Annotated in this window: 21 protein-coding genes; 4 read left to right on the top strand and 17 right to left on the bottom strand. The window is 71.5% G+C overall.

Annotated features, from left to right (window positions below):
- Positions 1-33 precede the first annotated feature (33 nt).
- Positions 34-630 carry a uridine kinase family protein gene (locus GA0070604_RS03505; RefSeq protein ID WP_091114023.1) on the top strand — a complete coding sequence of 199 codons (597 nt, stop codon included), beginning with the start codon at positions 34-36 and terminating at the stop codon, positions 628-630.
- Here GA0070604_RS03505 and GA0070604_RS03500 read toward each other — a convergent pair whose 3' ends face one another.
- From GA0070604_RS03500 to yczE, 4 genes are all read right to left on the bottom strand, one after another.
- A complete protein-coding gene (locus GA0070604_RS03500) occupies positions 631-1,707 on the bottom strand; it encodes an adenosine deaminase (RefSeq protein ID WP_091114020.1) in 1,077 nt (358 codons plus the stop codon).
- 53 nt (positions 1,708-1,760) lie between these two features.
- A complete protein-coding gene (locus GA0070604_RS03495) occupies positions 1,761-2,174 on the bottom strand; it encodes a PPOX class F420-dependent oxidoreductase (RefSeq protein ID WP_091114017.1) in 414 nt (137 codons plus the stop codon).
- Between the two features lie 76 nt (positions 2,175-2,250).
- Positions 2,251-2,820 (bottom strand): NADPH-dependent FMN reductase, encoded by a 570-nt coding sequence (locus tag GA0070604_RS03490; RefSeq protein ID WP_091114013.1) that lies wholly within the window; start codon positions 2,818-2,820, stop codon positions 2,251-2,253.
- Positions 2,808-3,437: a membrane protein YczE gene (yczE, locus tag GA0070604_RS03485; protein ID WP_091114010.1), complete on the bottom strand. Its 630-nt coding sequence runs from the start codon at positions 3,435-3,437 to the stop codon at positions 2,808-2,810. The genes GA0070604_RS03490 and yczE overlap by 13 nt, the downstream gene beginning before the upstream one ends.
- Before the next feature lie 57 nt (positions 3,438-3,494).
- Here yczE and GA0070604_RS03480 point away from each other — a divergent pair, with 57 nt between their 5' ends.
- Both GA0070604_RS03480 and GA0070604_RS03475 read left to right on the top strand, forming a co-directional pair.
- The gene (locus GA0070604_RS03480) at positions 3,495-3,977 is read left to right on the top strand and encodes a MarR family winged helix-turn-helix transcriptional regulator (protein WP_091114007.1); all 483 of its coding nucleotides are present in this window, start codon (positions 3,495-3,497) and stop codon (positions 3,975-3,977) included.
- Position 3,978: 1 nt separating this feature from the next.
- The gene (locus GA0070604_RS03475) at positions 3,979-4,884 is read left to right on the top strand and encodes a putative RNA methyltransferase (protein WP_091114003.1); all 906 of its coding nucleotides are present in this window, start codon (positions 3,979-3,981) and stop codon (positions 4,882-4,884) included.
- A 7-nt stretch (positions 4,885-4,891) separates the two neighbouring features.
- Here GA0070604_RS03475 and GA0070604_RS03470 read toward each other — a convergent pair whose 3' ends face one another.
- From GA0070604_RS03470 to GA0070604_RS03430, 9 genes are all read right to left on the bottom strand, one after another.
- Entirely contained in the window at positions 4,892-5,572 is a 681-nt protein-coding gene (locus GA0070604_RS03470) for a DUF4272 domain-containing protein (RefSeq protein WP_091114000.1), read from the bottom strand.
- A 111-nt stretch (positions 5,573-5,683) separates the two neighbouring features.
- Positions 5,684-6,964, bottom strand: a complete 1,281-nt coding sequence (locus tag GA0070604_RS03465; protein WP_091113996.1) for a thymidine phosphorylase — start codon at positions 6,962-6,964, stop codon at positions 5,684-5,686.
- A gap of 134 nt (positions 6,965-7,098) precedes the next feature.
- Positions 7,099-7,800: a cytidine deaminase gene (locus GA0070604_RS03460; RefSeq protein ID WP_091113993.1), complete on the bottom strand. Its 702-nt coding sequence runs from the start codon at positions 7,798-7,800 to the stop codon at positions 7,099-7,101.
- 138 nt (positions 7,801-7,938) lie between these two features.
- Positions 7,939-9,219: an ABC transporter permease gene (locus GA0070604_RS03455; protein WP_091113989.1), complete on the bottom strand. Its 1,281-nt coding sequence runs from the start codon at positions 9,217-9,219 to the stop codon at positions 7,939-7,941.
- Between the two features lie 3 nt (positions 9,220-9,222).
- Entirely contained in the window at positions 9,223-10,578 is a 1,356-nt protein-coding gene (locus GA0070604_RS03450; RefSeq protein ID WP_091113987.1) for an ABC transporter permease, read from the bottom strand.
- Complete coding sequence (locus tag GA0070604_RS03445) at positions 10,575-12,101, bottom strand: ABC transporter ATP-binding protein (protein ID WP_341845352.1); 1,527 nt, start codon at positions 12,099-12,101, stop codon at positions 10,575-10,577. Before GA0070604_RS03445 ends, GA0070604_RS03450 begins: the two co-directional genes overlap by 4 nt.
- Before the next feature lie 265 nt (positions 12,102-12,366).
- Positions 12,367-13,443: a BMP family lipoprotein gene (locus GA0070604_RS03440; protein ID WP_091113980.1), complete on the bottom strand. Its 1,077-nt coding sequence runs from the start codon at positions 13,441-13,443 to the stop codon at positions 12,367-12,369.
- Positions 13,444-13,720: 277 nt separating this feature from the next.
- Positions 13,721-14,062 (bottom strand): hypothetical protein, encoded by a 342-nt coding sequence (locus GA0070604_RS03435; RefSeq protein WP_091113977.1) that lies wholly within the window; start codon positions 14,060-14,062, stop codon positions 13,721-13,723.
- Positions 14,063-14,118: 56 nt separating this feature from the next.
- Positions 14,119-15,126 (bottom strand): YhgE/Pip domain-containing protein, encoded by a 1,008-nt coding sequence (locus GA0070604_RS03430; RefSeq protein WP_208601967.1) that lies wholly within the window; start codon positions 15,124-15,126, stop codon positions 14,119-14,121.
- Positions 15,127-15,224: 98 nt separating this feature from the next.
- On the opposite strand from GA0070604_RS03430, the gene GA0070604_RS03425 reads away from it, so the two are divergent.
- Complete coding sequence (locus tag GA0070604_RS03425) at positions 15,225-15,824, top strand: TetR/AcrR family transcriptional regulator (RefSeq protein WP_091126875.1); 600 nt, start codon at positions 15,225-15,227, stop codon at positions 15,822-15,824.
- A 118-nt stretch (positions 15,825-15,942) separates the two neighbouring features.
- Here the strand turns inward: GA0070604_RS03425 and GA0070604_RS03420 are convergent, their stop codons facing one another.
- The 4 genes from GA0070604_RS03420 to GA0070604_RS03405 all read right to left on the bottom strand — a co-directional run bounded on the left by GA0070604_RS03420 (position 15,943) and on the right by GA0070604_RS03405 (position 21,742).
- Positions 15,943-17,754 (bottom strand): glycoside hydrolase family 13 protein, encoded by a 1,812-nt coding sequence (locus GA0070604_RS03420; RefSeq protein ID WP_091126874.1) that lies wholly within the window; start codon positions 17,752-17,754, stop codon positions 15,943-15,945.
- A gap of 192 nt (positions 17,755-17,946) precedes the next feature.
- A complete protein-coding gene (locus GA0070604_RS03415) occupies positions 17,947-18,819 on the bottom strand; it encodes a sugar ABC transporter permease (protein WP_091113974.1) in 873 nt (290 codons plus the stop codon).
- A 32-nt stretch (positions 18,820-18,851) separates the two neighbouring features.
- Complete coding sequence (locus GA0070604_RS03410; protein ID WP_091113971.1) at positions 18,852-20,492, bottom strand: ABC transporter permease subunit; 1,641 nt, start codon at positions 20,490-20,492, stop codon at positions 18,852-18,854.
- Complete coding sequence (locus tag GA0070604_RS03405; RefSeq protein ID WP_091113967.1) at positions 20,492-21,742, bottom strand: sugar ABC transporter substrate-binding protein; 1,251 nt, start codon at positions 21,740-21,742, stop codon at positions 20,492-20,494. The genes GA0070604_RS03410 and GA0070604_RS03405 overlap by 1 nt, the downstream gene beginning before the upstream one ends.
- Between the last annotated feature and the right edge of the window lie 141 nt (positions 21,743-21,883).

Here is a 21,883-nt window from a genome sequence, read left to right as displayed (position 1 = left end):
TAGCAATCCGTCTGGCCGGAGTAACCCAAGGTAATGAAGCCCCCTCACCGCGTCGTCCTCCTCGCCGGCCCCTCCGGCTCCGGAAAGTCGTACATCGCCCAACGAACCGGACTTCCGGTGCTCTGTTTGGACGACTTCTACAAGGACGGCGATGACCCTACGTTGCCGCGCCTGAACGGACAGGTGGACTGGGAGTCACCACTGTCCTGGGATGCGGCCGCAGCGGTGGAAACCATTGCCCGACTGGCCCAGAACGGCAAGGCCGAAGTGCCGGTTTATGCGATCGGCGCGGACCGTAGGGTGTCCACCCGGCCGTTCGACGTCGCCGGATCGCCACTGTTCGTCGCCGAAGGGATCTTCGCCGCCGAGATCGTCGAGGAGTGCCGCCGTCGCGGTCTGCTCGCCGGGGCGTACGCGCTGCGCCGGCCGCGCGGGGCGACCTTCGTCCGCCGGCTCGCCCGCGACCTGTCCGAGCAGCGCAAGGCGCCCCGGCTGCTGATCCAGCGCGGGATCACGCTGCTGCGTACCGAGCCGGCCGTGCTGCGCCGGCAGACCGGACTGGGCGCCGAGGCGGCTCGGGCCCGGGAGGTGCTGCGCCGGGTGGCCGGCCTGCGCGCCGGCCACCCGTGATCAGCCGAGCAGCTTGGCGTACGCCGGCTTGATCACTTCGTCGATGATCTTCAGCCGCTCGTCGAACGGGATGAAGGCGCTCTTCATCGCGTTGATGGTGAACCACTGGAGTTCCTTCCAGCCGTAGCCGAAGGCCTCCACCAGCAGCGCCATCTCCCGCGACATCGAGGTGCCGCTCATCAACCGGTTGTCGGTGTTGACGGTCACCCGGAAACGCAGGTCGCGCAGCAGCCCGATCGGGTGCTCGGCGATCGACGGCGCCGCCCCGGTCTGCACGTTCGACGACGGGCACAGCTCCAGCGGGATCCGCTTGTCCCGGACGTACGCGGCCAGCCGGCCCAGCACCGGCGGCGGCCCCGGGGTGATGTCGTCGACGATCCGGACGCCGTGGCCGAGCCGGTCCGCGCCGCACCACTGGATCGCCTGCCAGATCGACGGCAGCCCGAACGCCTCGCCGGCGTGGATGGTGAAGTGGAAGTTCTCCCGCTGGAGGTACTCGAAGGCGTCCAGGTGTCGGGTGGGCGGGAAGCCCGCCTCGGCACCGGCGATGTCGAAGCCGACCACACCGGTGTCCCGGTGCCGGACGGCCAGCTCGGCGATCTCCTGCGAACGGGCGGCGTGCCGCATCGCGGTGAGCAGGGTGCCGACCCGGATCGGGGTGCCCGCCTCGGCGGCCAGGGCACTGCCCTCCGCGAAGCCGGCCACCACGGCGTCGACCACCTCGTCCAGGGTCAGGTTCCGCTCCAGGTGCTGCTCCGGGGCGAACCGGACCTCCGCGTAGACCACGCCGTCGGCGGCCAGGTCGAGCGCGCACTCGCGGGCGACCCGGCGCAGCGCGGGCGCGGTCTGCATGACCGCCACGGTGTGCGCGAACGTCTCCAGGTAACGCTCCAGCGAGCCCGAGTTCGCCGCCTCGACGAACCAGCGGCCGAGCCCCTCCGGATCGGTGGTGGGCAGTTCGTGGCCGACCTCGGCGGCCAGCTCGACGATCGTCGCAGGCCGCAGACCGCCGTCGAGGTGATCGTGCAGCAGCGCCTTCGGGACCTTGACGATGTCCTCGTACCGGATTGCGACCATGCTCAGACACTAGTCACCGGCGGTCCGGTCCCGACACGGGACCGGACCCGACCTCAGGGACGCCACCCGTACACCCGCTCGACGGTCAGCCGGAGCACCAGCCGGCCGTCGGACACCATCGCCGCCCGATAGTCCGGCCAGTCCGGATGCTCCCCCCGGATCCGCCGATAGACCTCGACCAGCTCGTCGACCGTGGCGTCGTCCGTCGCGGCGGCCGGTGCGGTGAGGGTCACCGTCCCCTCGGCCACCGCGTACGCCCCGCCGTCGGCGGTGGTGACGTGGAAGCTGGCCCGGGGATCGCGGCGCAGGTTGCGCACCTTGGCCCGGTCGCCGGTGGTGGAGCAGCGGATCAACCCCGGTTCCGCCAGGTAGTCGACGTTGGACAGCTGCGGCCGGCCGTCTCGGCGCAGGGTCACCAGCACGCCGCGCCCCCGCTCGCCGAACAGCTCCCACAGCCGGTCGCTCATGCCGCCACCTCGCTTCGCTCGGCACCGGCCTGAGGCACACCCGCACTGCATTGACGATTCACTCGCTGACGCTCGCTCATGCCGCCACCCGCAGCGGGGTGAGCGCCGTGGCCAGCCGGGCCACCTGGTCGAGCATCAGGTCCGCCGCCGCCTCCCGCCCGGGGTCCGGGCGCAGCTCCCCGGCGTCGTCCAGCGCCTGCCGCAGGAAGATGGTCACCGCCTCGTTGACCGGCACCATGTTCAGCGTGGTGACCACCTGCTTGATCATCTGCACCGCCCGGAGGCCGCCGGAGGTCATCCCGTAGCTGACGAAGCCCACCGGCTTGTGCCGCCACTCATGGAAGAGGTAGTCGATCGCGTTCTTCAGCGGCGCGCTGAAGCCGTGGTTGTACTCCGGCATCACGAAGACGAAGGCGTCGGCCGCGGCGACGGTCTCGCTCCACTCCAGGGTGTGCCGATGCAGGTACCGCCCTTCGGACGGGTGGTGCGGCTCGTCGTGGAACGGCAGCCCGACCTCGGCGAGGTCGACCAGGCGTACGTCGTCGAAGGCACCGTGCCGGACGGCGGCGGCCGTGAACCAGTCACCGATCCGTCGGCCCACCCGGCCGGGACGGGTGCTGGCGACGATCACGTTCAGGCGGGGCATGGCGAGGTCACTCCTGTCTGTGCGGGTCGGCGGGGTGCCGGCACGGCGAGTCGGGGGATGAGGAACTGGGCGAGCGGGCCGATGCTCAACGCGTAGATCACCGTGCCGATGCCGACGGTGCCGCCGAGCAGCCAGCCGGTGGCGAGCACGCCCAGCTCGATCAGGGTGCGGGCGCGACCGAGCGGGAGACCGCGGGCGGCCAGGCCGGTCATCAGCCCGTCGCGCGGGCCCGGGCCGAACCGGGCGCCCAGGTAGAGAGCGGTCGCGACCCCGTTGAGCAGGACGCCGAGGAGCAGCAGGCCGAACCGGGTGGCCGGGGCGTGCACCGGCGGCAGGACGGCCAGCACCCCGTCGAGGGCCAGGCCCACCAGGGCCACGTTGGCCACCGTGCCGATCCCGGGGCGCTGGCGCAGCGGAACCCAGAGCAGCAGCACGACCAGCGCGACGCCGTTGACCACCCAGCCGAGCGGCAGGCCGGTCCGCTCGGCCAGACCCTGGTGCAGCACGTCCCAGGAGGAGAGCCCGAGGTCCGCCCGCACCATCAGCGCCACGCTGGCGCCGAAGAGGGCGAGCCCGAGTAGAAGCCGGACGACGCGCGCCGGCAATCTGGTTGACATGTCACCTAACCTAGGGCCACCTAGATGACATGTCAACAACTGGGCTAGGATCGCGGCATGGACGGACCACGCTGGCTCGACGAGCGGGAAGACCGGGCCTGGCGCGGCTACCGCCGGATGCGCCGCCTGCTCGACCTGGAGCTGGCCCGGGAACTGATGCAGGACGCCGGCCTCTCCGAGCCGGACTACGACGTCCTCTCCGACCTCTCCGAAACACCCGACCAGCGGCTACGGCTCAGCGAGCTGGCCGACCGGATGCTCTGGTCACGCAGCCGGCTGTCCCACCACCTCACCCGGATGCAGCAGCGTGGCCTGGTCATCCGGGAGGAATGCCCGTCCGACGGCCGGGGTTCGGTCATCGCGCTCACCCCCGCGGGCCGGCAGGCCATCGAGGCGGCCGCGCCCGGCCACGTCGACGCCGTCCGCCGACACCTGATCGACCTGCTCACCCCGGAGGAGGTCGCGGCACTCGGCGCCCTGACCCACCGGGTGGTCGACCACCTCACCGGCGGGCAGCAGACCAGCCCGTCCGAGGCCTGACGTGGACGCCCGAATCCTCGACCGGCTGCGCTGCCCGGTCTGCGCCGAGCCGCTGGCCGAAACCACCGCCGGCACCGCCCGCGCCCTGCGCTGCCCACGCCGGCACAGCTTCGACATCGCCCGCCAGGGATACGTCAACCTGCTCGCCGGCCACGCCCCGCACACCGGGGACAGCACCGAAATGGTCGCCGCCCGCGCCGACTTCCTCGCCGCCGGCCACTACGACACCGTCGCCGCCGCGCTCGCCGCCACCGCCGCCGAGGCGGTCGCGGGGGTACGGGCGGGCACCGGCGCGGCGTCCGAGCGGGGTGGCCACAGCGCGGCGCGGGCCGCGTACCCCCTGGTGGTGGACGCCGGGGCCGGGACCGGCTGGTATCTCGCGGCGGTGCTGGCGGCGCTGCCGGACGCCGTCGGCCTGGCGCTGGACGTCGCCAAGCCGGCGCTGCGCCGGGCAGCCCGGGCCCACCCGCGCGCGGCAGCGGCGCTCGCCGACACCTGGCGGCGGCTGCCGCTGGCCGACCACTCCGCCGCCCTGCTGCTGAACGTCTTCGCGCCGCGTAACGGCCCGGAGTTCCACCGGGTGCTCGATCCGGCCGGCGCGCTGCTGGTGGTCACCCCGGCCGTGGACCACCTCGCCGAGCTGGTCGACGCGCTCGACCTGCTCCGGGTGGACCCGGCCAAGGCGGACCGGGTCGCCGGCAGCCTGGGCGCGCACTTCATCGAGGAATCGGCGACCGAGCACCGGGCCCGGCTGGCGCTGCGCCGCAGCGAGGTGGCCACCCTGGTGGGGATGGGCCCGAGCGCCTGGCACGCCGACCCGGCCCGGCTCGCCGAGCGCATCGCCGCGCTGCCCGAGCCGACACCGGTGACCCTCGCCGTCCGGCTCGGCGTGCACCGCCCACGCTGACCGGGCCCTACGTGGAGAGATCGACCTCTTCCCAGCCCGGCGGCTCGTCGTGGTACGGCCCGCGCAGCACCACCGCCCACTCCAGCGCCCATCGGCGCTGCCCGATCGCGTTCGCGTCCACCAGTCCGGGCAGCGCCCGGCCGGTGCGCTCCGACTCCAGGTACGCCCAGTCCAGGCAGTAGTGCAGGTCGAGCAGGGCGGCGGCGTCGGCCGGATGTTGCGGCGCGGCCAGAATCCGGGCCCGCCACTGCGGGAAGGTCTCCCCGCCGACCAGGTTCGGCATCCGCTCGACCAGCCGCTCGTCCACCGGCACCGTCGGGTCCAGCTCCTTGGCCAACCCGAGCACCCAGGCCAGCGAGAAGAGCGCGTCGTGGTGCAGTACGAACGAACGGTGGTCGCCCTTGCCGCCCACGACGAACTGCCACTCGGGCGGGGTCACCGTGTCAACCAGGTGCGACTCCAGCAGCCAGCTCATCGCCGCCTGCGCCGGCATCCCGAAGCACCGGGCCAGGATCAGGTGCAGCACCGCGATCCGCGCCTCGATCTCGGCGGTGGAACGCAGCTCGACCTCGTCCCCCGGCTCCCAGACCAGCGGGAAGTGCGGCGGCGGCAGTGGGAGACCCAGCCGGGACAGCTCTTCGAGGCTCGCCTCACGAACGGCCCGGGAATCGGGGGCGGGTACGCGCACGGCTCAGGCCCCCTGTCTGCTCGCGTCGGCTCATCGCCGATCGGTCCCCCTTGGCCAGGCAGGATAGCCGGTCGGCGGGACCGGCACCACGGCCCCGCCAACCGGAACGGATCAGCCGATCCGCTCGATCACCAGTGGCGTCGCGGCCGGGGCCTCCGGGGCGATCCGGAAGGCCCGCTGCGCCTCGGCCAGCGCGGCCGGGATCCGCTGCGCGTGCTCGGCGCGCAGCTCGTACAGGGGCTCGCCGACGCGGACCGGCTCGCCGGGGCGCTTGTGCAGCACCACGCCGGCCGGGATGCTCACCGGGTCCTCCTTGCGGGCCCGGCCGGCTCCGAGCCGCCAGGCGGCCACCCCCATGGCGTACGCGTCGATCCCGGCGACGTAGCCGTCGGCGTCGGCGTGGACCACCTCGACCTCGTTGGCCGTGGGCATCGGGGCGTCCGGGTCGCCGCCCTGCGCCCGGATCATCGTCCGCCAGGCGTCCATCGCCCGGCCGTCACGCAACGCCGCCGCCGGGTCGGCGTCCGCCAGGCCCGCGGCGTCGAGCATCTCCCGGGCCAGTGCCAGGGTCAGCTCCACCACGTCGGCCGGGCCACCACCGGCGAGCACCTCGACCGACTCGGTCACCTCGACCGCGTTGCCGATCGCCAGGCCGAGCGGGGTGGACATGTCGGTGAGCAAAGCCGCCGTCCGCACCCCGTGCGCCTTGCCCAGCTCCACCATGGTCCGGGCCAGTTCGCGGGCGTCGTCGACGGTCTTCATGAACGCGCCGGAGCCCACCTTCACGTCGAGCACCAGCGCGCCGGTCCCCTCGGCGATCTTCTTGCTCATGATCGAGCTGGCGATCAGCGGGATCGCCTCCACCGTGCCGGTGACGTCGCGCAACGCGTACAGCTTGCGGTCGGCCGGGGCCAGCCCGTCGCCCGCCGCGCAGATCACCGCGCCGACGTCACGGAGCTGGGCGATGAACTCCGCGTTGCTCAGCGCGGCCCGCCAGCCGGGGATCGACTCCAGCTTGTCCAGCGTGCCGCCGGTGTGGCCGAGACCCCGGCCGCTCAACTGCGGCACCGCCGCGCCGCAGGCGGCGACGAGCGGAGTGAGCGGCAGGGTGATCTTGTCGCCGACGCCGCCGGTGGAGTGCTTGTCGACGGTCGGCCGGGTCACCGGCGAGAGGTCCAACCGCTCCCCGCTGGCGATCATCGCGGCCGTCCACCGGGCGATCTCCGGCCCGGTCATGCCGCGCAGCAGGATCGCCATGGCCAGCGCCGACATCTGCTCGTCGGCCACCAGCCCCCTGGTGTACGCGTCGACGACCCAGTCGATCTGCCCGTCGCTCAGCACGCCCCCGTCCCGCTTGGCCCGGATGACGTCAACCGCCGTGAAAGCACTCATCAAATGTTCTTTCTTCGTCGTTGCGAAACCGGTCCGCGTACCGCGACCACCAAGGGGATGGGGCCGACCGTGACCGGCGGAGGGATCAAGCCTGACCGCCCGGAGCCGGGCACGGTCGGCCCCATCCCCCAAGCTCAACCCCAGCGGACCGGGATCTCCAGCGGAGGCTCGCCCTCGCCGGCCCAGAAGATCGTGCCCGACGCGTCCACCACCACGACCCGCGGCGTCCGGGCCAGCCCCCAGGTGATCGCCTCGGCCGGGTCGTCCCAGGTCGGCCCCTCCTCCAGCACGCCGGTCTCGGCGCCCTCGCTGTCCCCGGCCGACCGCTCCCAGTACGCCGTCCAGACCTGCTGCCCGGCGGAGAGGTCCGGGTGCACGAAGACGGTGCCCCGCCCCCGCCAGGCGGCCAGCCGGTCCGGCACCACGGGCACCGGGTGCTCGCCGGTCACCGCGTCGAGGTCGGCCACGTCGAACGCGTGCGGCAACAGCTCGGCCATCCGCAGCGGACCGCCCTTGGCCTCGATCAGGCACTCCGGGCCGCCCTGCTCCCACAGCAGCTGGCGGCAGCGGCCGCAGGGCATCAGCGGCTCCCCGGTGGCATCGACGCAGGAAAGGGCGACGAGCCGACCCCCACCGCTCGCGTGCAGCGAGGAGACCACCCCGCACTCGGCGCAGAGGACCACGCCGTACGCGGCGTTCTCCACGTTGCAGCCGACCACCACCCGGCCGTCGTCGACCAGGGCGGCCGCCCCGACCGGGAACTTCGAGTACGGCACGTATGCGTGCCGCATCACCTCAACGGCGGCGGCCCGCAGCCGCTCCCAGTCGATCTCCATCACATCTCCCATTCTGCCCAATTCCCGCTGCTCGGGCCCGTACGGGGCACGGCGGGGTGGTCGCGGCCGCCGAACGCGCCCCCGGAGACGGCCGTGCCCGGCGGGCCGCCCCGCCGGGCACGCTGCGTCGCGGGCGGGTCAGCCCTTGACGTACGGCTTGCCGTCGGCCGCCGGGGCCCGCACCTTGCCGACCAGCCCGGCCACGGCCAGGATCGTCGCCAGGTACGGCAGCATCGCCAGGAACTGGCTGGGGATGCTGCTGCCGATCGCGCCCAGATAGGTGGCGAGTTGGTCGGCGAAGCCGAAGAAGAGCGCCGCGAGCAGCGCCCCGGTCGGGCTCCACCGGCCGAAGATCAGCGCGGCGAGGGCGATGAAGCCCTTACCGCCGATCATGTTCTTGGTGAACGAGTACAGCGCCAGGGTGTACGAGGCACCACCCACGCCGGCCACCAGCCCCGCCATGATCACGTTGCGGTAGCGCAGCCGCAGCACCTTCACGCCCAGCGTGTCGGCGGCGGTCGGGTGCTCACCCACCGAGCGGGTCCGCAGCCCCCACCGGGTACGGAACAGCGCGATGTGGATGACCAGCACCAGCAGCAGGCCGAGGTAGAGGAAGATGTTGCCCCGGAACAGCGCCGGACCGATCAGCGGGATGTCCTTGAGCAGCGGGATCTCCCAGTTGCTGAACCGGGGCGCGCTGTTGTACTTCGTCGCGTCCCGCTGCATCAGCCGCTCGTAGAGGAAGCCGGTCACGCCGACCGCCAGCAGGTTGAGCACGATGCCCATGACGACCTGGTCGACCAGGTAGCGGATGGCGAAAACGGCGAGCAGGAGGGAGATGAACGCGCCGCCGATCGCGGCGGCGACCAGGCCGACCCAGACGTTGCCGGAGAGGCTGCCGAAGAGCGCGCCGGAGAAGGCGCCCATCAGCAGCTGGCCCTCGATCGCCACGTTGACCACGCCGGACCGCTCGCAGAGCACCCCGGCCAGCGCGCCGAAGATCAGCGGCAGGGCCAGCAGGAACGTGCCGCGGACGACGTTGACCAGCGGCATGAAGTTGCGGCCGTCGGGGGCGCCGGAGACCTGCCAGCAGAGGAAGCTCACCACGAAGGCGACCAGCCCGACGCCGAGCAGCACGGTGAACCAGCGCTTGGGCACCCCGGCGAGCAGGGCGGCGCCGGCCGCGGCGGCGATGACCCCGAACAGGATCGCGCCGGTCGTGCCGTGGATCGCCAGGGCCGCACCGCCCTCGGTCTCGCTGAGGGTGAACCGGGCCTGCCGGTCGGTGGCGAGCGCCCCGAAGAGCGCCGCCGCAAGCACGCCCAGCCCGAGCAGGATCGCTCCGGTCTTGCGGGCGCGCGTCCAGAAACCCTCGTCGACCGTGGTGACGGCGACCTCGGGGACAACCATGGTGGACATGCCTCACCAGCCCTTCGCGAGGCTCGTCTGCAACCGGGCCGCCCGGGCCGCCCGGAGCTGGAAGATCGCCTTCACCAGGGCCGGCGCCGCGATGAAGATGACGATGAGCGCCTGGAGCACGGTGACCAGTTCCAGGGAGATCCCGGAGTACGACTGCATCCGGTTGCCGCCGGCCTGGAGCGCGCCGAACAGCAGCGCGGCCATCAGCACGCCCCACGGCTTCACCCGGCCGAGCAGCGCGACCAGGATGCCGTCGAAGCCGATCTGCGCGATCACCTGCGGGGTGAGCGCGTCCGCTGTCGAGCCGAGCACCATGTTCGAGCCGCCGAGGCCGGCCAGCACGCCGGCGATCACCATGACCAGCACGTACGTCTTCGTGACGCTGATGCCCGCGGTCCGGGCGGCGTCCGGGTTGGCGCCGACCGCGCGCAGCTCGAAGCCGAGCGTCGAGCGGTTCAGCAGCCAGGCCACGAACGCGGTGGCCAGCACGGCGAGCAGGATGCCGGCGTGCACCCGCAGGTTGTCGCCGAGCAGCCGGGGCAGCTGGGCGGAGGCGTCGACCTGCTTGCTGATCGCGTCGGCGCGGTCCGGGCTGTGCACCCCGTCCTGCATGATGATCCAGGCCAGGAAGTAGACGGCGACGTAGTTGAGCATGATCGTGTTGATCACCTCGTGGGCGCCGGTACGCGCCTTGAGGATGCCCGGGATGAATCCCCAGAGCGCACCGCCGGCCGCGCCGGCGAGCAGCGCCACGAGCAGGTGCACCCCCGGCGGCAGCGGCAGCGCGAAGCCGGCGAGGGCGGCGAGGACGACGCCGACCGTCGCCTGGCCCTGGGCGCCGATGTTGAACAGGCCGCCACGGAAGGCGAGCGCCACCGCCAGGCCGGTGAAGACCAGCGGCGCGGTGTAGGTGAGCGTCTCCGAGATCGGGCTCATCGCGGCGGTGAAGCCGGTGGCGTCCGGGTCGAAGACCGCGCCCTTGAACAGGTTCGCGTACGCCTCGCTGACCACCGTCCAGCTCGAGTTGAGCGCGTCCGACGGCCGGGCGGTGATGTAGCTGTAGGTGGCCAGCACGTCCGGGTCGGAGATGATGATCAGCACCGCGCCGACCAGCATCGCCAGCAGCACGGCGAGCACGGTCACGGTGACCGTGTTCGCCGCCCAGAGGTTCTCCAGGAAGAGCCGGCCCAGCGAGGGGCGGGGCTCGGCGGCGGGCTCCTTGGTCGCGGTGGCGGTCACCGCACGCTCGCCGTCGCCAGCGCGCGGGGTCGGGATCGCCGGCGACTCGCTCCGCGACTCCTGTGTCTCGGTGGCTGGCGCCTTGTCCGGCGAGCCCGACACCGAATTCGGGTTGCTCATGCTTCTTCCTCGTTGGCAGGGCCGTCGGGGGCCGGGCCGCCGGGCGTACCGCTGGTGCCGTCGGTCGCCGTGGCGCTGTCCGGGGTGATGCCGGCCATCAACAGGCCGATCTCCTCGCGCGGGGTGTCCGGGCCGACCACGCCGATGATCCGGCCGCGGTACATCACCGCGATCCGGTCGGCCAGGCCGATCACCTCGTCCAGTTCGCTGGAGACCACCATGACGGCGGTGCCGATGTCCCGTTCGCGGATCACCCGGCTGTGGATGAACTCGATCGAGCCGACGTCGACGCCCCGGGTGGGCTGCGCGGCGATGAAGAGCTTCAGCGGCCGGGAAAGCTCCCGGGCCACGATCACCTTCTGCTGGTTACCGCCGGAGAGCGTGCCCACCGGTGTGTCCGCCGAGGAGGTACGGACGTCGAACTGCTCGATCCGTTCCCTCGCCGACTTCGCGATGGCGTCCGGCTTGAGCGACAGGCCCTTGCCGAAGGGTGGCTGGTCGTAGATGTCCAGCACCAGGTTCTCCGCGACGGAGAACTCCTTGACCAGGCCGTCGACGCTGCGGTCCTCCGGCACGTAGCCGACGCCGGCGCGGAGCACCTTCTTGGTCGGCCAGCCGTGCACGGCCTCGCCGTCCAGGGTGACGGTGCCGGCGAGGGCGGGCCGCAGGCCCATGATCGCCTCGATCAGCTCGGTCTGGCCGTTGCCCTGCACGCCCGCGATGCCGAGCACCTCACCGGCGTGCACGGTCAGGTCGACGCCGTCGACCGCACGTACCCGCCGGTCGTCGTCGACGACCAGGCCGGACACCTCGAGGATCGGCTTGCCCGGAGTGGCCGGCTGCTTGTCGACGGTCAGCCGGACGCTGCGGCCCACCATCAGCGCGGCCAGCTCGTCCCGGCTGGCGCTCGGCTCGGCGGTGCCGACCGTCCGGCCGCGCCGGATGACCGTGATCCGGTCCGCGATGGCCTTCACCTCGCCCAGCTTGTGGGTGATGAAGACGATCGACTTGCCGGCGGCCTTGAGTGACCGCATGACCGCGAGCAGTTCCTCGGTCTCCTGCGGGGTGAGTACCGCGGTGGGCTCGTCGAGGATCAGCAGGTCCACGTCGCGGGTGAGGGCCTTGACGATCTCCACCCGCTGCTGGATGCCGACCGGCAGGTCCTCGATCACCGCGTCCGGGTCGACCTGGAGGTTGTACCGCTCGGAGACCTCGGCCACCTCGCGCCGGGCGCGCCGGCGGTCGAGGAAGCCGGTGAAGCCGCCCTTGACCTGCTCGGCGCCGAGCATGACGTTCTCCGCCACGGTGAACACCGGCACCAGCATGAAGTGCTGGTGCACCATGCCGATCCCGGCCGCGATGGCGTCCGACGGGCCCTTCAGCTTCAGCGGCTGCCCGTCGACCAGGATCTCGCCCTCGTCGGGCTGATAGAGCCCGTAGAGCACGTTCATCAGGGTCGACTTGCCGGCACCGTTCTCGCCGAGCAGGGCGTGGATCTCTCCAGGCTCCACCGTCAGGTCGATGTGGTCGTTGGCGACCAGATCACCGAACCGCTTGGTGATGCCGCGCAGTTCGAGTCTCAGCGCAACCTCCTGGAGTGCGAGCGATGGTGCGGCGTAGCCGCTGCCGGCCGGCCACGAAGCCGGATCGGTTCCTCTGGGTAAGTGACCGGCCGCCTCGACGCCGTGGGTCTCTGCCCGCGTACGCCCGAGGCGGCCGGTTCGTCGTGCCTGGCCTCCGCCGGCCTCCGCCGCCCGATGCCCTCGGTTGCGGCGGCCGGCGAAGCGGTCACTCCGTGGTCGGCTGGGCCTTGGAGGTGACCTTGATGGTGCCGGCGGCGATGTCCGCCTTGATCTTGTCGACCTCGCTCTTCAGCTCGGCCGGGACCTTGCTGTCGAACTCGTGGTACGGGGCGAGGGAGACGCCGTTGTTGGCCAGGGTGCCGACGTAGCCCGGCTTGGCCGCGAGCTGCTCGCCGTTGGCGGCCTTGAGCACGGCCTCCTTGACGGCGTCCTGGATGTTCTTGACGACCGTGGTCAGCAGGGCCGGGCAGTTCGGGGTGCTCTCGCAGCCGTCGGCGTCAACCCAGATCGCCGAGTACTTGCCACCGGAGGCCTGGGCGGCGGCGGTGGTGCCGAGACCCGCGCCACCGGCGACCGGCATGATGATGTCCGCGCCCTGGGCGACCAGCGCGTCGGAGACCTTCTTGCCGTCGTCCTGCTTCTCGAAGGAGTTGGAGAAGGAGCCCTTCTGGGTCGCCTTGTCCCAGCCGAGGAGCTGGACGTTCTTGCCCTTGGCCTGGTTGTAGTAGGCCACGCCGTCGGCGAAACCGTCCATGAAGATGGTCACCGGCGGGATCGGAATCGCGCCGTAGGTGCCGACCTTGCCGGTCTTGCTCATCCCGGCGGCGAGGTAACCGGCCTGGAAGGCGGCCTGCGTGGTGTCGAACTGCATCGGGTAGATGTTGTCCACGCCCGGGTTCGCGTCCACGATGCCGAACTGCTGCTTCGGGTTCGCCTCGGCGGCCTTCTTCGTGGCCTTCTCCATCAGGCCACCGACGGCCAGGATGAAGTCGCACTTCTGGTTGACGTACCCGGTCAGGTTGACCTCGTAGTCCGCCTCGGCCTTCGACGCGACGTACTTGATGTCGATGTTGTCGTTGGCCTTCTTGGCCGCCTCGAGGCCGGCCCAGGCGGAGGTGTTGAACGACTTGTCGTCGATGCCGCCGAGGTCGGTCACCATGCAGGCGGTGTACTTCTTGCCGCCGGTGCCGCCGGCAGCGTTCTCGTCCTTGGGGGCCTCACCACACGCGGCGGCGCCCAGCACGAGGCCACCCGCCACGACGGCAGAGGTGACGATCCGCATCCCACGCACAGAGCGCAAGACGACTCCTTCCCATTGCACACCGCGTTGTGCGCGGTGGCAGCCCTTTCGCCGGCCTGCGGTGTGCCTGCCGGCGTCCCACGTTACGGACGGGAGCGTACGCCCGCGCCCACCCACCGGCCGACAATCGTGCACGACTGTTGAGCGTCCGTTACCCCTACGTAACCGTCGCGTGGGGCAAATCACTTTGCCCGCTGGCAGGCTTCCGCTACGGTGTCGCGAACGTCCGTTTCCCGGTGCGTTTCCGCTGCTCGCGGGACTACCGCCAGAAGACCGCCACGGCCGCGTTCACCAGGGTCAACCCGATGATGGCGAGGAAGTGTCCGCGGTTGACCGACTCCCGTTTCCGGGAGAAAAAGACCATTACGAAGATCAGCAGCGCGAGCACCAACTTGGTAACAAGTTTGGCCGGCGCCGGCTCGTGCCCGTCACGCAGCGGCGCGGCCAGGCCGATCCCGGTCAGCAGCCCGATCACCGAGCCCCAGAGCATGGCCGCGTTGATCCGCAGCCGGCCGCTGACGTACTGGGCGATCGAGCCGCCGAGCAGCAGCGCGAACCCGATCAGATGGACGTAGAGAAGTACCAGCCGAAGAGCTTCCACGCCGCCCATCCTCCCCTATCAACGACGGCTCGTAGTAGCCCCACGAGGAGCCGTCGTCATACCGTGACCTCAGCAGGCCGGCCCGGATCCGCCGTCGGGGCGGCATCCCCGCCCGCCGGGAGCCGACCGGCCAGCACCAGAAGCAGGCCGAGCAGCGCGTAGCCGGCCAGCACTGCGAGGGACCGGGACGCGCCCGCCCCGCCGAAGTACGCCGCCGAACGCAGCAACGTGCCGCCGGCCCCGACCGGCAGGAACTGCCCGACCACCCCCCACGGCTGGGGTAGCAACTCGGGGGCGGCGCCCACCGCGGAGAGCGGGTTGCCGACCAGAAACACCAGCAGCGCGCCGAGGCCGACGCCGGGGCCGCCCAGCAGCGCCCCGAGCCCGGCCACGAGGCCGGCGGCGGCCAGCGCGAACAGGGCGATCGCGCCCGCCTCGAGCCAGGGGTCACCGGTCAGCACGCCGAGCCACCCGTGCAGCACCGCCGCCCCGGCCAGACCGGCCAGCACGGCGTAGCCGAGCAGGCCCAGCAGCCGGGCGCCACGACCGGCGACCAGCAAGGTGAGCAGCGCCCCGGCCAGCATGCTGGTCAGCGCCAACGGCAGGAAGCCGGCGGCGAACCCGGCGCCGCGCGGGTCGTCCGGGGCGGCCGGCACGACCTGCACCACGGAGACCGGGCGGCCGGCGGAGAACTGGGCGGCGGCCTCGGTGAGCAGCGCGGCGACGGTGGGGCTGGCCGCCGGGGCGGTGTGCAGGGCGATCCCGTCCGGGCCGACGACGAAGGCGGCGTACACCTTGCGGTCACGCAGCGCCTGGTCGGCCGCCGCCACGTCGGGCAGCGTGGTCACCTTGAACGCGCCGGGCGCGGCGGCGGCGAGCCGACCGGCCAGTTCGGCCGCCGCCGGCGACGGACCCGCCACGGCGATCGGCACGTCGCGCGGCGCCAGATTCGCCGCCGGCGCGGCGAAGAGCGGTACGAGTAGCGCCTGCACCGCCACGGCCAGGGCGGCGAGCAGGACGGCGAGCAGCCAGGGCGAACGGACCCGGAACGGATGAGTGGCCATCTCCGGCCTCCTAAAACGAACGTTCGTTCTCTTATGAGGGAGCATGCGCCCCCGACCATGCCCGGTCAAGAACGAACGTTCGTTTTATGCTCGATGTCATGCCACGCGTATCGGACGAACACCTCGCGGCCCGCCGCCAGCAGATCCTCGACGCGGCGCGACAGTGCTTCCTGCGCGACGGCTTCCACAACACCTCGATGCAGGACGTGATCGCCGAGGCGGGGCTGTCGGTCGGCGCGGTCTACCGCTACTTCCCGAGCAAGAACGACCTGATCACCTCGATCGCCCAGACGGTGATCGGCGGGGCGGACGACATCTTCACCGAACTGGCCCGGCACGAGCCGCCGCTGCCCCTCACCGAGGCGCTGGACCGAGCCCTGGCCTATGTGGACGGCCAGACCGGCGAGGACGGGATGCTCCGGCTGGCGATCCAGGTCTGGAGCGAGTCGCTACGCGATCCCGCGCTCGCCGAGTTCGTCCGGACGACGTACACCGGCTTCCGGGAGCGCTTCGTGGCGATGGCCCGACGCGCCCGCGAGGCCGGCGAGCTGCCCGCGGACGCCGATCCCACGGTGGTCGGGACGGCCCTGTTCGGCCTGGTCCCCGGCTACCTCATGCAGCGCGTCCTGACCGGCTCCCCCGACCGCGCCAGCTACCTGGCCGGCGTGCGGACCCTGCTCGCCGGCCCTCCCCGCTGACCGCCCGCCCTCGGCCCGGTCGGGCTCGCCCTGATCGTGCTCGATCCGGGATGTAGTGGCCTCATCGCGCGGCGAGGCCACTACATCCCGTCTTGAGCGTGACCTTGAACGGGTGCGGTCAGGCGAGGCGCCAGACCTGGAAGGTGGCGCCGTCGGCGGGGAGAGTCACCGCGCCGTCGGCGTCGGGGCGCAGGGCGGGCGCGCCGCCGTACACGTTCTCGCCGGCGGGCAGGCCGGCCAGACGCACCGGGGTGCCGGGCGCACGGCGGGCCAGCACCAGCACCGTGCCGGCCGGCGCCTCACGCAGGAAGACCAGCGTGTCCGCGTCCGCGTGCGCCCAGCGCAGGCCGCCGTGCCGCAGCGCCGGCTCGGCACGGCGCAGCGCCAGCAGCGACCGGTACGCCTCGAACGTACGCCGGTCCCAGCTCTCCGGCCGGTGCCACGGCATCGGGGTACGCGACCCCTCCCCGTTCGTGCCGGTCAGCCCCAGCTCGTCACCGGCGAAGACCACCGGGGTGCCCGGCATGGTGGCGAGCAGGCCGGCGGCCACCTCCTGCCGGGCGGCGTCGCCGACCACGGTGCGGATCCGGGCCGAGTCGTGCGAGCCGAGCAACTGCCACGAGTGCACGTACGACCGCCAGGAGATCAGCGACCGGTAGGTGTTCATGGTGGCCAGCACCGCGCCCGCGTCCCGCCGTCGCGCCCCGCCCGGGGTGCCGAGGAAGTTGGGCAGCGGGTCGTCGCCGTGGCGCAGCCAGGACCAGACCGGGTCGGTGAAGCCGACGTAGTTCATCGTTCCGTGCCAGCCGTCCCGGTCCAGGTCGCCGGTGTGGTCGTGACCGTGCTCGGCGAGCAGCAGCCCGTCGGCGCGGGTGTCGGCGACCACCTCGCGCAGCAGCCGGGCCACCTCGTGGGTGTACGCGTCCGCGCCCCGCCGGCCGGTCATGTTCGCCACGTCCACCCGCCAGCCGTCCAACCCGTACGGCGGGCGCAGCCAGCGGCGCAGCAGCGAATCCTCGGCGGTGGCGAAGCGGCGGCGCAGCTCGGCACTGCCCCAGTTCAGCTTCGGCAGCGACTTGACCCCGTTCCAGGACTCGTAGTCGCCGTTGGCCAGGTCGAAGTAGTACAGGTCCCGCTCCGGCGCGGCCACGTCGGAGGCGGCTGCGGTGAACCACTGGTGGGCGTCGCCGGTGTGGTTGCTGGTGATGTCGCCGAGCAGCCGCCAGCCCCGGGCGTGCACCGCGTCGGCCAGCCGGGCCAGGGCGGCGTCCCCGCCCAGCAGCGGGTCGACGGTGTCGAAGCTGGCCGCGTCGTACCGGTGGTTGGAGCGGGCCGGAAAGAACGGGGTGAGGTAGACGGTGTTCACCCCGAGCCGGTCCAGGTGGTCCAGGTGCTCGGTGATGCCGTCCAGGTCGCCGCCGTAGAACTGGTACGGCGTCTCCGGTCCGCGCCCGATCACCGGCGTGTCCCAGTCGCAGGGGATGGCCCAGTCCGGCGTGGTCCGGCCCTCGGCGGCGGAGGAGCGGGCGAACCGGTCCGGGAAGATCTGGTAGATCACCGCGTCCCGGGCCCAGGCCGGCGGCGGGGCGTAGCTGACCAGCTTGAAGTCGCCGTGGTCGGGCACGTCGTGGTCGACCAGGCCGGCGGCGTTGAGCCAGCGGCAGCCCGCACGCCCATCGAGCAGGAAGCGGTAGTTGCTGACCGGGTTGCGGACCTCGACGTCGGCCCGCCACCAGGTGTCGCCGCCCTCGGTGCGGTCGACGACGGCCTCGGCGAAGCGCGGCTCGCCGTCGCCGGTGGTGCGCACGTGCACCTGGCGTACGTCGGCGCCGGCGGGCACCCGGACGAAGACGGGGACCCGCTGCCCGAGCGCGGGCTCCTGCTCGGGTACGTAGGTGGCGGAGCCGTCGTGGTGCGGCTGGAGAGACATGGACATGCCCTTCGTGTCGGGTTCGGACGGGGAGAGGAAGGGGTTGGCGTCGCGGCGGCTTCCCGACCACGACGGCCTTCCCGTGACTGCTCCGGTGTACGTCGACACGACGCCCTTGCCGCAGCGTGCTTTTCCGGGGTGCGGAGTAGCACCACTCGCCTCACCCACGAGGCGAGTGGCCACCCCTCCGACTCATCCCTTGACGGCTCCGGCGGTGAGGCCGGAGACGATGTAGCGCTGGAGCAGTTGGAACACCAGCACCGTGGGGATCGCGGTGAGCAGCGTGCCCGCCGCGAACATCCCGAAGTTGTTGTTGCGCTCACCGGCCACCAGGCCGTACATGCCGACCGCGAGGGTCTTCGACTCGGTGTTGGTGAGGAACACGTTGGCGATCATGAACTCGTTGATCGTGCCGATGAAGGACAGCAGCGCGGTCACCGCCAGGATCGGCGCCACCAGCGGCAGCATGATCCGGAAGAAGACCTGGGCGTGCGAGGCGCCGTCCATGGTGGCCGACTCGTCCAGTTCCTTCGGCAGGGTGTCGAAGAAGCCCTTCATCAGCCAGGTGTTCACGCCCAGCGCACCACCCATGTAGAGCAGGAACAGACCCCACGGGGTGTTGAAGCCGACCGCCGGCCACAGGTCGGTGACCGTCGTGAAGATCAGGAAGATCGCCACGATGGCCAGGAACTGCGGGAACATCTGGATCAGGAGCAGCGTGAGCAGGCCGATCCGTCGCCCGGCGAACCGCATCCGGGAGAACGCGTACGCGGACAGCGCGGACAGGAAGATCGACACGAAGCTGGCCGTACCGGCGATCAGCAGCGAGTTGAGGAACCAGTGGCCGAACGCGGTCTTGTCGAACAGGTTGGCGAAGTTCTCGAACGACGCCCCGGTCGGCAGCAACTCGGCCGAGGAGAGCGTGCCGAGCGGGTTGAGCGCCGCGGAGAGCACGAACAGGATCGGGAAGAGGCTGAACGCGACCGCCAGCAGCCCGACGACGTGCCGCCAGCCCACCTGGGCGAACCAGCGGCTCCGCGCCCTCCCGGAGATCCGGCCGCTCATGCCGCCACCTCGCTTCGCTCGGGGACGCTCGCTCATGAGTAGACCTCCTCCTGCTTGCGGGTGCGCCGGAAGCTGATCGCCGACACCGTGGCCACGATCGTGAAGATGAAGATCGACACCGCGGCGGCCATGCCGAACTCGGCGCCCTGGGGGCCGAAGGCCAGCCGGTAGGTGTAGGTGATGAGCAGGTCGGTGGCGCCGTTGGTCGGGTTGTCCGCCGGGAACGGCCCACCCTCGGTGGTCAGCCAGATCGCGTTGATGTTGTTGAAGTTGTACGCGAACGACGAGATCAGCAGCGGCGAGAGCGCGACCAGCAGCAGCGGCAGGGTGACCGCCTTGAACGACTGCCACGGCGAGGCGCCGTCGACCGAGGTCGCCTCGGTCAGCTCCCGGGGGATGGCCTGGAGCGCGCCGGTGGCCACCAGGAACATGTACGGGTAGCCCAGCCAGAGCTGCACCAGCACCACCGCGACGCGCGCCGTCCAGGCCCCGCCGAACCAGTCGACGTCCAGCCCGAAGAGATTGTTGAGCAGGCCGAAGTCGGTGTTGAACATGTCCCGCCAGATCAGCAGCATCGCGAACGACGGCATCGCGTACGGCAGGATCAGCAGCACCCGGTAGAGGTTGGTGCCCCGCATCCGGGGCGAGTGCAGGGCGAGCGCGATGGCCATGCCGAGCAGGAAGGTGAGCCCGGTCGAGCCGATCGCGAAGGCGAAGTTCCAGAGCAGCGTGCCGAAGAACGGGCCGGAGATGTTCGGGTCGGTCAGCACCTGGCTGAAGTTCTTCAGCCCGACGTTGACCTTCCACCCCTGGGCGAGCCGTTCGCCGTCGTCAGCGACGAAGGAGCCGGTCGCGGCGTCGGCGGTCCAGGTCTTGCCGGTCTCGGTGTCCCGGACGCAGTCGCAATCCGCGTCGTACGCCCGGACGGCCGTGCCCTCGTAGGCGCGGGACAGGCCGTTGGACCGGATGGCGCCGCCGGAGGTCGGCACGATCAGGTCGGTGATCTCCTTGCTCCGTACGCTGGCCTGACCGAAGTTGAGCACGGTGTAGCCGTCGGCGGCGGTGACCTTGCCGGTCGGGCTGACCGTGACCGCACCGGCGTCGAGCCGGTGCAGCCCGTCCGCGTCACCGGCGGAGACCTCCCGGGTCTTCGGGTCGCTGAGCAGGAAGACCAGCGGGCCGGTGGCCGGATCGCCCTTGGTGGCGATGGAGAGGGAGTACTCGGTCGAGCCGGGGACCTGCTTGACCGAGGAGGTCTGGATGGCGACGATCGCGTCGTCCTTGCTGCCGCGGTGGCCGTCGCCGAAGTTCGTGAAGGCGGTGCTGGCGGTGTAGAGCACCGGGAAGACCTGGAAGGCGATCAGAAAGATCGTGCCGGGGACCAGGTACTTGGCCGGGATGTGCCGGCGGGTGAGATAGAGGTAGAACAGGCCGGCGGTGGTGGCGGCCAGGATGGCCAGCCCGATCCAGTGCCCGGCCTCGACGAGCGGGAACGCCGCCCAGATCGCGAGCCCGGCGGCCAGGCCGAGCAGGACCACCTTGACGACGAGACCGGTCGCGGTGATCGGCGCGTGGTGCCGCGCGGTACGGGACTTGCGCGGGAGCCCGTTCCGAACGGGCTCCCGGCCCGGGGCCTGCTTGGCAGACCCCGGGCCGGACAGCGACGTGCTCATTACTTGATCTGACCGGCGATGGTCTTGCCGGCGGCGGTGATCGTGCTGGCCGGGTCGGCGCCACCGATGATGGCGGCCTCCGCCTTGCCGAACGGGTCCCAGATCGCGGCCATGGCCGGGATCGCCGGGAGCACCTGGCCGTTCTTGCCGGCCTCCTGGAACTTGGCCAGGTCCGGGTCGGCGCCCTTGACCTGGTCGAAGGCGGCGGTCAGCGCCGGCGGGCGCGGCTCGGCCTGGTACAGCGCGGCGGCCAGCTCGGGCTTGGTCACGTAGTTGGTGACGAACTCCTGGGCCAGCGCCTTGTTCTGGCCCTTGGCGGCGACGTAGAACGCCTGCACACCCACGAACGGCTGGGCCTCCTTGCCACCGGCGAAGCCGGGGACCGGGGAGATGTCGTAGGAGATGTTGGCCTTCTTGACGTCGGCGATCGCCCACGGGCCGGAGACCAGGTAGGCGCACTTCTTGCCGGTGAAGGTGGCGATGGAGTTCTCGCCGGTGATGGAGCGCTTCAGCGCGCCGTCGCCCTTCTCACCGAGCTTCGCGATCTTCTGGAAGGCCGCGATCGACTCCGGCTTGCCCACGCCCAGGTCCGTCGGGTCGTAGTCGCCGTTGGCCGCGGTGCCGAAGAGGTAGCCGCCGCCGGAGGTGTACAGCGGGTAGATGTGGTACGAGTCACCGGTCTGGCCGACCTGGAGGCAGAGGATCTCGCTGGCCTTCTTCTCGGCCTGGAGCTTCTTGCCGGCGGTGACCAGGTCCTCGATGGTCTTCGGCGCCTCGGGGGCCAGCTCGGTGTTGCGGATCAGCGCGATGTTCTCGGTGGCGTAGGGGACGCCGTAGAGCTGGCCGTTGAAGGTCATCGCCTTGATCGCGACCTCGTTGAACCCGCTCTTCTGGTCGGCGGCGAGCTGCACCGGGTCGATGGCGCCGTTCTGGACCAGGTTGCCGAGCCAGTCGTGCGCGCCGACGACGACGTCCGGGCCGCTGCCCTGCTGCGAGGCGGTGACGAAGTTCGTCTGCAGGTCCTTGGAGATCGCCTGCACCTCGACGGTGACGCCGTTGTCCTTACCGAACTCCTCGGCGAACGGCTTGAGGGCGGCGGTCCGCTTGTCGTCGGCCCAGATGACCAGCTTGCCGCCGGTCGCCTTGCTGGACTCCTTGGCGGCCGGCTTGTCGCCGTCGCTGCCACCGCAGCCGGAGGCGGCGAGCGCCAGGCCGAGGACAGCGACCACACCCGCGGTACGGATGCGCATCGGTACTCCTGTCGTCAAGGCGGTCCGCCGGGGGAAGGACGGCCCGCCAGTGGAAACCTCTGTAATTTCTTGCTGACCGGCGCTGGGTGTTGCGCCGCTGCTCTCGCGTGTTGCCGGGACGTTAGCAAGACGTTGCAGAGA

Source organism: Micromonospora eburnea, from assembly GCF_900090225.1.
Taxonomy (GTDB): Bacteria; Actinomycetota; Actinomycetes; order Mycobacteriales; family Micromonosporaceae; genus Micromonospora; species Micromonospora eburnea.
This window is presented reverse-complemented; position numbering and strand designations above follow the sequence as displayed.

Excerpts from the sequence above, each read along its gene's own strand:
- GA0070604_RS03410 (WP_091113971.1), bottom strand. The coding sequence starts at position 20,492 with ATGAGCACGTCGCTGTCCGGCCCGGGGTCTGCCAAGCAGGCCCCGGGC.
- GA0070604_RS03490 (WP_091114013.1), bottom strand. The coding sequence starts at position 2,820 with ATGCCCCGCCTGAACGTGATCGTCGCCAGCACCCGTCCCGGCCGGGTG.
- GA0070604_RS03430 (WP_208601967.1), bottom strand. The coding sequence starts at position 15,126 with ATGGCCACTCATCCGTTCCGGGTCCGTTCGCCCTGGCTGCTCGCCGTC.
- GA0070604_RS03415 (WP_091113974.1), bottom strand. The coding sequence starts at position 18,819 with ATGAGCGGCCGGATCTCCGGGAGGGCGCGGAGCCGCTGGTTCGCCCAG.
- GA0070604_RS03450 (WP_091113987.1), bottom strand. The coding sequence starts at position 10,578 with ATGAGCAACCCGAATTCGGTGTCGGGCTCGCCGGACAAGGCGCCAGCC.
- GA0070604_RS03405 (WP_091113967.1), bottom strand. The coding sequence starts at position 21,742 with ATGCGCATCCGTACCGCGGGTGTGGTCGCTGTCCTCGGCCTGGCGCTC.
- yczE (WP_091114010.1), bottom strand. The coding sequence starts at position 3,437 with ATGTCAACCAGATTGCCGGCGCGCGTCGTCCGGCTTCTACTCGGGCTC.
- GA0070604_RS03500 (WP_091114020.1), bottom strand. The coding sequence starts at position 1,707 with ATGGTCGCAATCCGGTACGAGGACATCGTCAAGGTCCCGAAGGCGCTG.
- GA0070604_RS03505 (WP_091114023.1), top strand. The coding sequence starts at position 34 with ATGAAGCCCCCTCACCGCGTCGTCCTCCTCGCCGGCCCCTCCGGCTCC.
- GA0070604_RS03440 (WP_091113980.1), bottom strand. The coding sequence starts at position 13,443 with ATGCGGATCGTCACCTCTGCCGTCGTGGCGGGTGGCCTCGTGCTGGGC.
- GA0070604_RS03460 (WP_091113993.1), bottom strand. The coding sequence starts at position 7,800 with ATGGAGATCGACTGGGAGCGGCTGCGGGCCGCCGCCGTTGAGGTGATG.
- GA0070604_RS03480 (WP_091114007.1), top strand. The coding sequence starts at position 3,495 with ATGGACGGACCACGCTGGCTCGACGAGCGGGAAGACCGGGCCTGGCGC.
- GA0070604_RS03455 (WP_091113989.1), bottom strand. The coding sequence starts at position 9,219 with ATGTCCACCATGGTTGTCCCCGAGGTCGCCGTCACCACGGTCGACGAG.
- GA0070604_RS03465 (WP_091113996.1), bottom strand. The coding sequence starts at position 6,964 with ATGAGTGCTTTCACGGCGGTTGACGTCATCCGGGCCAAGCGGGACGGG.
- GA0070604_RS03495 (WP_091114017.1), bottom strand. The coding sequence starts at position 2,174 with ATGAGCGACCGGCTGTGGGAGCTGTTCGGCGAGCGGGGGCGCGGCGTG.
- GA0070604_RS03420 (WP_091126874.1), bottom strand. The coding sequence starts at position 17,754 with ATGTCTCTCCAGCCGCACCACGACGGCTCCGCCACCTACGTACCCGAG.
- GA0070604_RS03425 (WP_091126875.1), top strand. The coding sequence starts at position 15,225 with ATGCCACGCGTATCGGACGAACACCTCGCGGCCCGCCGCCAGCAGATC.